The following is a 12334-nucleotide window of genomic DNA, read 5'->3' on the forward strand; positions in this document are numbered from 1 at the left end:
ATTATTCCGGGAATTTCGAGACGATGATGAACATCACGGTGCCGGCGAGCATGGTGATGAAGGAATAGGTGTAGAGCGACAGCGCGAAGGGCTGGAACAGCATCAGGAAGCCGATGGCGATTAGTGCCGTCGCGATGTTTTCCATCAGCCCGCGCCTCGCCCAGACCGGCCAGCGCGATTTGCTTTTCTGTGGCTTGGTCATGCTCATTTGCGCACCGCACCGAAGGTGATGCCGCGCAGCAATTGCTTGCGAAGCAGAATGGTGAAGACCAGGATCGGCACCAGGAAGATCGTCGTGCCTGCCGCCACCGCCGGCCAGTCCTGGCCGCCTTCGCCGATGATGGTCGGGATGAAGGGCGGCGCAGTCTGCGCGGTGCCGGAAGTCAGGAGTGCCGCGAACGCATACTCGTTCCAGGCGAAGATCAGGCAGAAGATGGCGGTCGCGGCAATGCCGGTCGTCGCCTGCGGCAGCACTGTGCGCCAGAAGGCCTGCAGCCGCGTATAGCCGTCGATCATCGCCGCCTCCTCATATTCGCGCGGGATCTCATCGATGAAGCCTTTCAGCAGCCATACAGCCAGCGACACATTGACTGCCGTGTAGAGCAGGATCATGCCGAGCGCCGTGTCCGACAAGCCAAGCTCGCGGTACATCAGGTAGATCGGAATGGCGACAGCGATCGGCGGCATGAAGCGCGTCGACAGGATGAAGAACAAAAGGTCGTCGGCGAGCGGCACCTTGAAGCGCGAGAAGCCATAGGCAGACAGCGTGCCGAGGAACACGGCGCAGAAGGTCGAACCGAAGGCGATGATCAGCGAATTGACGAAGCGCGGCAGGAAGTTGGACGGGCCGGCGATCACCATGTTGCGCTTGCGCGTGGTCTCGTCGCAGAAGCCCGTCGCGGGACCCAGCGAGTTGATGTATTCCGGCGTCTGCCGCGTCCGCGTCGTGAACAGATTGCAGTAGCCTTCGAGGCTGGGCTGGAACAGGATCTTGGGCGGATAGGCGATCGAATCCGGCGGCGTCTTGAAGCTGGTGGCGAAGATCCACAGCAGCGGCACGATCGAGATCAGCGCGTAGAGCACGATGATCGTGCCGGCGATGCGCTTCGAATTCGTGGACGGTGCGACGACCGAGTGGGCAGTGGTCAGGCTCATCTCTGCTTCACCTTGTTGAGCGCCTTGACGTAGATGTTGGCCAGCCCGAACACCGCGACGAACAGGATGATGGCGAAGGCCGAGGAGTAGCCGGTGCGCCAGCTCTCAAAAGCCTGCCGCTTCAGCGTGATCGAGGCGACCTCGGTGGTCGAGCCCGGCCCACCGCCGGTCAAGAGGTTGACCATGTCGAACATCTTGAAGTTCTCGATGCCGCGAAACAGCACCGCCAGCATGATGAAGGGCAGCGCCATCGGCAGCGTGATCGACCAGAACTGCCGCCAGTTGGAGGCGCGGTCGACCTCGGCCGCCTCGTAGATGTATTCGGGGATCGAGCGTAAGCCGGCGAGGCAGATCAGCATCACGTAGGGCGTCCACATCCACGTGTCGACGATGATGATCGACCACGGCGCCAGCGACACGTTGGAGAGCATCTGGATATCGGTTGGCGGGATCCTCGTGACGAAGGAGATGGCGTAGGCGAACAGGCCGATCTGCGGCTCGTAGAGGAAGCGCCAGAAATTGCCGACCACCGCCGGCGACAGCATCATCGGCACCAGGATCAGCGTCGTCCAGAAGGCATGGCCGCGAAACTTCCTGTCGATCAGCCAGGCCAGCGTGAAGCCGATCAGCGTCTGCAACAGGATGGTCCAGAACACGAAATGCGCCGTCGTCTGCATGGCGATCCAGATATCCTTGTCGCCGAGGATGCGCTGGTAGTTGGCGAAGCCGAGATTCTTCACCACCTCGTTCGGCCGGTTGGCCCGGTAGTTGGTGAACGACAGATAGATCGCCCAGAACAGCGGAAAGATGTTGATGGCCAGCAGCAACAGGATTGTCGGCGAGATGAACAGCCAGGCGAGGCCCTTGTCGCTGATGCCCCGGACCTTGCCGGCCAACGGTTCCGGGGTCGCCCGGGCAACGTTCTCCGCAGTCCGATTGAGCATGGTGAGTCCTGCTTCGGTCACTTGGTCGTCTCTGTCATGGAATTTATCTGAACTGCGTCCCGTGCCAAGGGCGGCACGGGACGCTAGGGCCCTAGCTCGGGAGGAGCCGGGGTTACATCTTGCCGTCGTCCTGGAAGACCTGCGTCCAGTCCTTGACCAGGCCGTCGAGCGCATCCTTGGCCGAGCCCTGGCCGGCCACGACATAGTCATGGAAGCGTTTCTGCGAAGCCTGCAGCAGCGGTGCGTAGCTCGGCTCGGCCCAGAAGTCCTTCACGATGGCCATCGAGTCGAGGAAGGTCTGCGCGTAGGGCTGGCTGGCCGGGAACTTCGGATCCTTGACCACCGCGTTGAGGCAGGAATAGCCGCCGAGGGACCACCATTTGGCCTGCACGTCCTTGTTGGCGAACCACTTGATGTATTTCAGCGCCGCCTCCTGCTTGTCGGAATAGGACACTACCGAGATGCCCTGGCCGCCGAGCTGGGCGAACTGCTCACCGTCGGGACCCTTCGGGTTGACGAAGTAGCCGATCTTGTCGCCGCCGACATTCTCGTCCTTCTGCAGGCCCGGCCATGTGAAGGCGAAGTTCATGTGCATCGCCACCTGGCCGGATTTGAAGGCATCGACGCCTTCGCCCATGTAGCTGTTCGACGCGCCCGGAGGGGTACAGCAATCATAAAGCGCCTTGTAGAATTCCAGGCCCTTCACCGACTTGTCGGAGTTGACGAAGCCTTCCATCTCGTAGGGCTTCTTCGGGTTTTCGTACTGGAAGCCGTAGCTGTAGAGCACGTCCATGGCGCCCATGGTGATGCCTTCCGAGCCGCGCTCGGTATAGATCGAGGCGCCGTAGACGGTCTTGCCGTCAATCTCGCGCTTCTGGAAGAACTCGGCGACCTGCTTCAACTGGTCGAAGGTGGTCGGCGGACCGAGATCCCAGCCGTACTTCTCCTTGAATTCCTTCTGCAGCTCCGGCTTGGAGAACCAGTCCTTGCGATAGGTCCAGCCGACGACGTCGCCCATGGCTGGCAGCGCCCAGTAGTTCGGCGTGTTCTTCGGCCATTCCGAATAGCCGACGACGGTTGCCGGCACGAAGTCGTCCATGCTGATCTTCTCCTTGTCGAAGAAGTCGTTCAGCTTGACATAGTGGCCGTTCTCGGCCGAACCGCCGATCCACTGGCTGTCGCCGATGATCAGGTCGCACAATTTGCCGTGCGAATTCAGCTCGTTGAGGAAACGGTCTGCATAATTGGTCCACGGCACGAACTCGAATTTCATGCCGATGCCGGTTTCCTTGGTAAAATCCTTGGACAGTTCGACAAGCGCGTTGGCCGGGTCCCAAGCGGCCCAGCACAGCGTCAGGTCTTCAGCGTGCGCGACATTCGAGACGGCTGTCGACGCTGTGATCGCCGAGGTCAGTCCCAACGCCAGTTTCAAGCTCGATTTCATGACTTCCTCCCATTTGCGAAACGCGCCCGGATGACGGTTTCAAAAAGCCCTCAACCCCTCTCCTCAGGGGCCCAAACATGGCGGCGCGGTCACGCTGCGGATGTTTAGTAATTTGTTTAGTGATGCAATTTTTACTAAACAAGGCAAGCGAATTCGTTGCTGCGCCGCAGCATGCTTATGGCGATGTCTGAAAACCTTGGGAAAAGCGCGGGTCGCTGGTCGGCCTACCGAAGCTCTTCAGGCCGATTCTGACCAGGACGTGGGGCAGCCGCGGTTTTCAATCCACCCTTCTGGTGCTCACCATCACCTTGCGGATTGGCGGCGCCGGCGGCAGCAGCGCGCGGATATCGGCGAACGGGAACGACGGTTCGAAACGGAACGCTTCGGCCGATGAGCCTTGCGCGCTGTTGCACTGGCCGGCGCGAAAGGCGTTCTGTGTCCGCGCGATGTCGACGAAGCGGTCGGGATCCTGCGACTGATGCATTCGGATCGCCTCAGCTTTGACGTCGGCATACCCGGAAATGTCGACGTAGTGCGTCGGCGAAAAACCGGTGCCGCCCATCGTGTCGGCATGCAGCACCGGGACGGCGAAAGACGCCGCGATGCGCACGCCGTCCGACAGCGCGCGATGGTCGGCGTGATAGTCGTTGGGCGCATGCGTGATCACCAGATCCGGGCCGGTTTGACCAATCAGTGCTTTCAGAGCTCCGATCAGCGCTGCATCGGCCACCAACTCGCCGTCCGGGAAGTCGAGGAAGCGTGGCATTGCGCCTACCAGCGCAGCCGCGGCCGTTGCTTCATCGCGACGGACACGAGCGAGAACAGCGGGATCACTCGTGCCGCCCCTGGCACCATCCGTGGCCATGGCAAAAGTGAGCTCTGCGCCTTGCGCGGCATAGGCGGCCATCGTACCGAACATGAAGATCTCGATGTCGTCCGGATGCGCACCGAGCGCTAGGATTTTCAAATCACTCTCTCCCCGGAACTGGAACAACGTGACGAACGGAATCCTGCTCGCCCTGATCGCCTACGCAAGCTATTCGGGCAGCGATGCCGTTGTCAAAAGCCTGGGCGGTCAGCTCACGATCTTCGAGATCGGCTTTTTCATAACCTTGTTCGCGGGCTTCTTCCTATTCTTCACGCGACCTGCGGGCGAACGCTGGCGCGATTTCTGGCGCACCAAAAGGCCATGGGCGGTGCAGGCGCGCGCCTGGGCGGGTATCGCTTCCGGCGTGCTCAGCGTCTACGCCTTCACCACCATTCCGCTGGCCGAGTCCTATGCGCTGATCTTCCTGGCGCCGCTCTGCGTCACCATCCTCTCCACGGTGATCCTCAAGGAGAAGGTCGGCCCCTGGCGCTGGCTGGCGGTGGTCGCCGGTTTTGCCGGTGTCATGCTGGTGGTGCGGCCTGGCTTTCGCGAGCTCAATCTCGGCCATCTTGCCGCCTTCGGCGTTGCCTTCCTCGCCGCCATCAGCGTCATCCTGATGCGCTCGCTGGCGCAGCAGGAAAAGCGCACCACCATGCTCGGCGTGCTGGTCGGTTGCGGCCTGCTGTTCAACGGCATCGGTGCCGCCGCCACCGCCTTCACTGTTCCCAGCGGAAAGCAGTTGCTGTGGCTGGCAATGGCCGGAGCCTTCACCGCAGGTGGACAATTCCTTCAACTGCTGGCCATGAAATACGCGCCCGCCAACCGCGTTGCGCCGACGCATTATTCGCAGATCGCCTGGGCGGTGGTCCTCGGCGCGTTGTTCTTCCAGGAATATCCGGACGGGCTGTCGCTGGTTGGTCTGGCGGTCGTTGGCGGCGCCGGCCTGTTGACTATGGTGCGGGAGGAAGCGCGGCTGGGCACCGTGCGCTGGAACCCGTTTTCGCGCACCCGGCTTTGAACCGTCTCTGGTTGCGCCGTGGCCGTAACCGCTGATATGCGGGCGCCATGACCACAAAACCCCTGCCGGAGCTTCCTGTATCCGCCGTGCTGCCGGCGCTGAGGGAAGCGCTTGGCGATGGCAACAGCGCCGTGCTGGTGGCGCCGCCGGGCGCCGGCAAGACGACGCTGGTGCCGCTGGCGCTGCTTGACGCGCTTTGGCTCGGCGCCGGCAAGATCATCCTGCTTGAACCGCGCCGCCTCGCCGCCCGCGCCGCCGCTCGCCGCATGGCTGAATTGCTTGGTGAGGAGCCCGGCGCCACCGTCGGCTATGCCATGCGCATGGAAAACCGCATTTCGGCAAAGACCAGGATCGTGGTCGTCACCGAAGGCGTGCTGGCGCGGATGATCCTCGACGATCCCGAATTGCCCGGCGTTTCGGCTGTGATCTTCGACGAATTCCACGAGCGCTCGCTCGACGGCGATTTCGGTCTCGCTCTGGCCCTCGACGTGCAAGGGGCGCTCAGGCCGGATCTGCGCTTGGCTGTGATGTCGGCGACGCTCGACGGCGCACGTGTCGCCAAACTCATGTCGGGCGCGCCGGTGATCGAGAGCGAGGGTCGCGCCTTCCCTGTCGACATCCGCTATGACGAGCGTCCCGCCGGCATCGCCATCGAGGATGCGATGGCCAAGGCGATCCGCGCCGCCCTTGCCGACGAAAGCGGCAGCGTGCTTGCCTTCCTGCCCNATCGAGGATGCGATGGCCAAGGCGATCCGCGCCGCCCTTGCCGACGAAAGCGGCAGCGTGCTTGCCTTCCTGCCCGGCCAGCGCGAGATCGAGCGCACCGCCGAACGGCTGGCCGGCAAGGTCGGCACCGATACCGACATCGTGCCGCTCTACGGCATGCTCGACGGCAAGGCGCAGGACGCCGCGATCAAGCCGCCGCCGGCAGGCCGCCGCAAGGTGGTGCTGGCCACCTCGATCGCCGAGACCTCGATCACCATCGACGGCGTGCGCGTCGTCATCGATTCGGGCCTGTCGCGCCTGCCGCGCTACGAACCGGCCAGCGGCCTCACCCGGCTCGAAACCGTGCGCGTCAGCAAGGCTTCCGCCGACCAGCGCGCCGGCCGTGCCGGACGCACGCAGCCAGGCGTCGCCATCCGGCTGTGGCGGGCCGAGCAGACGGCTGCACTTCCCACTTTCACGCCGCCGGAAATCCTCGAGGCCGATCTGTCCGGACTGCTGCTCGATTGCGCTGCCTTTGGCGTTGCCGATCCGGCAGGGCTCGCCTTTCTCGATCCGCCGCCTGTTCCGGCCCTTAGTGAGGCAAGGGCACTGCTGCGCGCGCTGGATGCCATCGACGAGACGGGCCGCCTGACGGAGGCGGGTGCAGCGATGCGCAAGCTCGCTCTGCCGGTGCGGTTGGCGCACATGGTTGCCGAGGCAGCCGGCAGCGGCCATGCCTTCGAGGCGGCGATGCTTGCGGTGCTGCTCACCGAACGCGGTCTTGGTGGCGACGGCGCCGATCTGGAGCGACGGCTGATGCGCTTTCGTGGGGAAAGATCTCCGCGCGCTACCGCCGCCAAGGAGCTCGCCGAACGGCTGGCGCGGCAGGCCGGCACCTCTTCACCCTCCCCCTTGTGGGGAGGGTNTCCCCACAAGGGGGAGGGTAAGTCAGCCGGTCCCCTGCTCGTCCACGCCTGGCCGGATCGGGTGGCGAAGGCGCGTGGCGAGCGTGGCCGTTTCGTGCTGGCCAACGGCTCCGGCGCCATGCTCGACGCCGGCGATCCGCTGGCGGGCGAGCCGTTTCTGGTCGTCGCCGACCTGCAGGGCAAGGCACAGAATGCGCGCATCACGGCGGCGGCGGCGATCGGCGAGGACGATGTCCGCGCTGCGCTGGCGGACAGGATCGAGGTCCGCCGCGAAACGAGCTTCGACCGCGACAAGCGCGCCGTGCGTGTGCGTGAAACCGTGCGCCTTGGCGCCATCACGCTCGCCGAACGCATGCTGCCGCCGCCAACGGGGCCCGACGCCGACCGCGCCGTCCTCGATGCGGTGCGCCAGCACGGGCTGTCGCTGCTGAATTGGAGCAAGGAGGCGCAAACGCTGCGCCAGCGGCTTGGCTGGCTGCATCGCGGCCTTGGCGCGCCTTGGCCCGATATGGAGGATGCTGCTCTCATCGCGCGCCTCAATGACTGGCTGCTGCCTTACCTGTCCGGCGCGGCATCGTTTGCCGCCATAGATGCGGGCGTTATCTCGGCCGGGCTGGCCAGCCTCGTGCCGCATGATCTGCAGCGCAGGATCGATACGCTGGCGCCGACCCATTTCGATGCCCCGTCGGGCAGCCATGTGCCGATCCGCTATGACGGCGAATGGCCGGTGCTGGCGATTCGCGTGCAGGAGCTGTTCGGCCTCGACCGCCATCCTGCCATCGCCAATGGCAGTGTGCCGCTGACGCTCGAACTCCTGTCGCCGGCGCACCGGCCAATCCAGACGACGCGCGACCTGCCCGGCTTCTGGCGCGGCTCCTGGGCCGATGTGCGCGCCGATATGCGCGGCCGTTATCCCAAGCACGTCTGGCCGGAAAACCCGCTGCTCGCGACCGCCACCGCCCGCGCAAAACCCAGAGCATGATCCCAAAAAGTGGAAACCGGTTTTTGGAAAGGTCATGCTCAAACAAGAAGTAGAGCCCCATCCGACTCCTCGGATTGGGGCGGGACCTAGCCTTCAGCGCTTCGCGGCTGTAATTCATGGCCATGATCAACGTTTTGCGTTCGCCCGATTTCCAGCAGAGCCAGAGACTGCGCCTCAACACGCTGATCCGGTTGCGCTGGCTTGCCATTGTCGGTCAGAGCCTGACGGTGCTCGTCGTCGCCTATGGGCTGAAGTTTCCACTGCCGGTCAGCCTCTGCTTTGCCCTAATCGCCTGTTCGGCCTGGATGAACCTGTTTCTCGCCTTTCGCTTTCCGGCAGCGCACCGGCTCACGCCGCTTGCGGCCTTCGGCATCCTCATCTTCGACAGCCTGCAGCTTGCCGGCCTGCTCTACATGACCGGCGGCCTCACCAACCCGTTCTCGCTGCTGATGACCGTGCCTGTCGTCATTTCGGCGACATCGCTGCCCCTGCGCCTGACCGCCATCCTCGGCGGGCTGGTCATGTCGGCGGCGACCTTTCTGGTCTTTGTCCATCTGCCGCTGCCCTGGCATGAGGACGCGCCGCTGGCGATGCCTTTTCTCTATGTCGCCGGCATGTGGATGGCGGTGCTGTCCTCGATCGCCTTCACCGCCATATACGCCTTCCGGGTGGCCGCCGAAGCCCGGCTTCTGGCCAATGCGCTCGCCGCAACCGAGCTCGTGCTGCAGCGCGAGCAGCACCTTTCGGCACTCGACGGGCTGGCCGCCGCGGCCGCGCACGAGCTCGGCACGCCGCTCGCCACCATCGCGCTTGTCGCCAAGGAGATGGAAAAGGCGCTCGGCAAGGATCCGAAATACGGGGAAGATGTGACGCTGTTGCGTTCGCAGAGCGAGCGTTGCCGCGAGATTCTCAAGCGGCTGACCAGCCTGTCCTCCGAGGGCGAGGCGCATCTTTCGCGATTGCCACTGACTTCGCTGGTCGAGGAGGTCACCGCGCCGCACCGGGACTTCGGCATCTCGATCAAGCTTCGGCCCGGCGAACGCATCGGCCCCGAGCCGGTCGGGCGACGCAATCCGGGCGTCATCTACGGCCTCGGCAACCTGGTCGAGAACGCCGTCGATTTTGCCCGCAAAAGCGTAACCGTGCGCTGGAGTTGGGACGAGGCCATCGTCACCTTCTCGATCATCGATGACGGCCCCGGCTTTCCAGCCGAGATCATCGACCGCATCGGCGAGCCCTATATGTCGACGCGCCAAGGCAATGAAACAGGCGGCGGTCTGGGCCTCGGCCTGTTCATCGCCAAGACCCTGCTCGAACGCTCTGGTGCCGTGCTCGATTTCCGCAATTCGAGCGGCCTGGGCGAGGGCGCCATGGTCCAGATATCGTGGCCGCGTGGTGTGTTCCTCAATCCGGAAATCACTTCGGCCAGCATGTTCGACACCGCCTGAGAGCCTTGAAGGACCTCTAAAAATTGGACAAGGAGGCTCAGGAACTATATTTGCGTAAAATTAAGGCAGCAGGAATTTTGAGACTATGACAGGCGACGAGAATATTGGCGCAATGGTTGAAGGCGAGGACACCTCGCTGCTTGTCGTCGATGACGACAAGCCGTTCCTCACGCGTCTGGCCCGCGCCATGGAAGCCAGGGGCTTCGTGGTCGAGACGGCCGAGAGCGTCGAGGAGGCGGTTGCCAAGGCGCGCGCCAATCCACCCGCCTACGCCGTGGTCGACATGCGGCTCGGCGACGGCAACGGCCTCGACGTGGTCGCGGCCATCCGCGAAAAGCGCGAGGATTCCCGCACCATCATCCTGACCGGCTACGGCAACATCGCCACCGCGGTGACCGCGGTGAAGCTCGGTGCGGTCGATTATCTCTCCAAGCCCGCCGACGCCGATGATATCTTCGCGGCACTCACCCGCACCGCCGGCGAGCGCGCGGCGCCGCCGGAAAACCCGATGTCAGCCGACCGCGTTCGATGGGAGCATATCCAGCGCGTCTATGAGATGTGCGAGCGCAACGTCTCCGAGACAGCGCGCCGGCTCAACATGCACCGACGCACCTTGCAGCGCATACTGGCCAAGCGGGCGCCGCGTTAAGGCCGCCGTTTCCCATCTTGCGGGATCGAAGCCCGCCAAAACAGACGGCATGACGGAGGCGACATGCAGGACTTGAAGCATCGGCCGGTTTCCGTCTTCCGCGAATTCCTCGATAGTGAAGCGGCTGGCGGCATCATCCTGATGGTGGCGGCGGCACTGGCCCTGATCGTCGCCAATTCGCCGCTCGCCGAAACCTATTTCTCCGCGCTCCACGCCTATCTCGGCCCGCTCAGCGTCTCGCATTGGGTCAATGACGGGCTGATGGCGGTGTTCTTCCTGCTCGTCGGACTGGAGATCAAGCGCGAGATGCTGGACGGCCAGCTCTCCACCTGGCCCCGGCGCGTGCTGCCCGGCATTGCAGCCGCCGGCGGCATGGTGGTTCCCGCACTCGTCTATGTGGCCGTCAACCGCGACAATGCGGCCGCCCTGTCCGGCTGGGCGATCCCGACCGCCACCGACATCGCTTTCGCGCTCGGCGTGCTGTCGCTGCTCGGCAGCCGCGTGCCGGCTTCGCTGAAGGTGTTCCTCACAGCACTGGCGATCATCGACGACCTCGGTGCCGTCATCATCATCGCCATCTTCTACACCAGCGGCCTGTCGCTGGCTTATCTGGGTGCTGCCTTCGCCGTCATTGCCGCGCTTGTCGTGCTCAACCGCATGCGGGTGATGACGCTGGTTCCCTATCTCGTGCTCGGCGTCATCTTGTGGATGCTGGTGCTGAAATCCGGCGTCCATGCCACGCTCGCCGGCGTGGCGCTGGCGCTGACCATCCCGCTTGAGCGCTCCGCCGGCATCGGCCACGATCTCGACCATTCGCCGCTGCACCGGCTCGAGCACGGCCTGCACAAGATTGTGGCCTTCGTCGTCATCCCGATCTTCGGCTTTGCCAATGCCGGCGTTTCGCTGGCCGGCCTCAGCGTCAGTGCGCTGATCGAGCCGTTGACGCTGGGTGTCGCCGCCGGCCTGGTGGTTGGCAAGCTGGTCGGCGTGTTCGGCTCCTCGGCACTTGCGATCCGGCTCGGTCTTGCCGACCTGCCCGCCAATGCCGGCTGGACGCACATGATCGGCATATCGCTGCTGTGCGGCATCGGCTTCACCATGAGCCTGTTCATCGGCCTGCTCGCCTTCGCCGGCGACGTGGCGCTGCAGGACGCGGTCAAGGTCGGCATCCTCGCCGGCTCCTTCATCGCCGCCATTCTGGGTGCTGCCGTGCTGCTCATGGCGCCCGCCAAGGGTGGCGTGGAGGACGATGAAGAGCAGAGCCGGTCATAGACTGAAGGACGGGCCGTTACTCGCTCTCACCCTCCAGCGCCGGCACCGACACGCCGGCAAGCTCTGCCGCCAGCAGCCGCGAAGCGCCGGCCCGCGCGACCCGCAGCATCAGCGCCTTGCGCGTTGCCGCTGCCATGCGGTGCTCGGGCGCATCGCGCAGGATCTCGGCGCCATAGCCGTCGGAAAGGATGAAGCCGCATTCCTGCGGAAAGATTTCCGAGGGCACGCCGGGATGGGTGGCGAAGAAGAAGCGGTCGGAATGCAGCCGGTAGTCGGGCCATTTGCGGTCGACCCTGAAATCCTCGATCGAGGATTTGATCTCGATTATCCAGATATCGCCCTGCCGGGTCAGCGCGACGAGGTCGGCGCGGCGGCCCGTGGCCAGCGACAGCTCGGGCAACACATGTGCGCCCATATCCATGAGCAGCCGCTGTACGCCGCGCCGCACCAGCATGGCGCGTTCGGACTGGCGGCCGTCGATGAGAGGATTGATGGGGATGGGGGAGATGATCGGCATGCCAGGCACCATGCCAGATTCTGTTCACGGTTTGAACCTGTTTTATGTGGGCGCTTTCAGGTAATCGTCGGGCTTCCACTCTTTCATCGCGGGCTACTTCCGCGCGATCCATTCCGCTAAACCGGGCTCAATGTCGTCGCTATCCGTATACTCCCGGATCAAAAGCTCGGCCTCGGCCCGCCATTTGTCCTCTGGAATGTTCTTCTGGATGACGATTTTTATGAACGCGCTGCGCAAAATATCGCAGTCAAAAGCCGATACCGAGCTATCGAACTGAGACATGGCCAACCTCCCATCCATAAGGGCGGGAGCTTAGCGTTACTCTCAATCACCGGTGCGCCGTTAACCCGTAGCCGGTGACCTTGGGATTTTAATACGCTGTGAGGTGGCTTCAATAAGGATTCAC

General features: G+C 63.9%; 11 protein-coding genes and 1 pseudogene. 5 read left to right on the plus strand and 7 right to left on the minus strand.

Features of this window, described 5'->3' with window-relative positions; genetic code table 11:
• Window position 1 precedes the first annotated feature (1 nt).
• The 5 genes from X735_RS149515 to X735_RS149495 form a co-directional block, all read right to left on the minus strand.
• Entirely contained in the window at window positions 2-208 is a 207-nt protein-coding gene (locus X735_RS149515) for a hypothetical protein (protein WP_031213400.1), read from the minus strand.
• Window positions 205-1155: a carbohydrate ABC transporter permease gene (locus tag X735_RS149510; protein WP_023811619.1), complete on the minus strand. Its 951-nt coding sequence runs from the start codon at window positions 1153-1155 to the stop codon at window positions 205-207. The genes X735_RS149515 and X735_RS149510 overlap by 4 nt, the downstream gene beginning before the upstream one ends.
• A complete protein-coding gene (locus X735_RS149505) occupies window positions 1152-2120 on the minus strand; it encodes a sugar ABC transporter permease (RefSeq protein ID WP_031213403.1) in 969 nt (322 codons plus the stop codon). Before X735_RS149505 ends, X735_RS149510 begins: the two co-directional genes overlap by 4 nt.
• Before the next feature lie 91 nt (window positions 2121-2211).
• The gene (locus X735_RS149500) at window positions 2212-3543 is read right to left on the minus strand and encodes an ABC transporter substrate-binding protein (protein ID WP_023811621.1); all 1332 of its coding nucleotides are present in this window, start codon (window positions 3541-3543) and stop codon (window positions 2212-2214) included.
• A gap of 277 nt (window positions 3544-3820) precedes the next feature.
• Window positions 3821-4510: a PIG-L deacetylase family protein gene (locus X735_RS149495; protein ID WP_023811622.1), complete on the minus strand. Its 690-nt coding sequence runs from the start codon at window positions 4508-4510 to the stop codon at window positions 3821-3823.
• Window positions 4511-4538: 28 nt separating this feature from the next.
• Between X735_RS149495 and X735_RS149490 the strand changes: the two genes are divergently transcribed.
• The 5 genes and pseudogenes from X735_RS149490 to nhaA all read left to right on the plus strand — a co-directional run bounded on the left by X735_RS149490 (window position 4539) and on the right by nhaA (window position 11411).
• On the plus strand, window positions 4539-5429 hold the full coding sequence (locus X735_RS149490) for a DMT family transporter (RefSeq protein ID WP_023811623.1): 891 nt from the start codon (window positions 4539-4541) through the stop codon (window positions 5427-5429).
• Between the two features lie 47 nt (window positions 5430-5476).
• Window positions 5477-8042: pseudogene (gene hrpB, locus X735_RS01000000165910) on the plus strand (ATP-dependent helicase HrpB).
• Window positions 8043-8158: 116 nt separating this feature from the next.
• Entirely contained in the window at window positions 8159-9490 is a 1332-nt protein-coding gene (locus X735_RS149485; RefSeq protein ID WP_032909257.1) for an ActS/PrrB/RegB family redox-sensitive histidine kinase, read from the plus strand.
• A gap of 85 nt (window positions 9491-9575) precedes the next feature.
• On the plus strand, window positions 9576-10139 hold the full coding sequence (locus tag X735_RS149480) for an ActR/PrrA/RegA family redox response regulator transcription factor (RefSeq protein ID WP_013528072.1): 564 nt from the start codon (window positions 9576-9578) through the stop codon (window positions 10137-10139).
• Window positions 10140-10202: 63 nt separating this feature from the next.
• Window positions 10203-11411: a Na+/H+ antiporter NhaA gene (nhaA, locus tag X735_RS149475; protein ID WP_023811625.1), complete on the plus strand. Its 1209-nt coding sequence runs from the start codon at window positions 10203-10205 to the stop codon at window positions 11409-11411.
• A gap of 16 nt (window positions 11412-11427) precedes the next feature.
• Here nhaA and X735_RS149470 read toward each other — a convergent pair whose 3' ends face one another.
• Complete coding sequence (locus X735_RS149470; protein ID WP_023811626.1) at window positions 11428-11928, minus strand: MmcB family DNA repair protein; 501 nt, start codon at window positions 11926-11928, stop codon at window positions 11428-11430.
• Window positions 11929-12021: 93 nt separating this feature from the next.
• A complete protein-coding gene (locus tag X735_RS13805; RefSeq protein ID WP_127289952.1) occupies window positions 12022-12210 on the minus strand; it encodes a hypothetical protein in 189 nt (62 codons plus the stop codon).
• Window positions 12211-12334: the final 124 nt, after the last annotated feature.

This window comes from Mesorhizobium sp. L2C084A000 (genome assembly GCF_000502875.1).
In the GTDB taxonomy this organism is placed as follows: Bacteria; Pseudomonadota; Alphaproteobacteria; order Rhizobiales; family Rhizobiaceae; genus Mesorhizobium.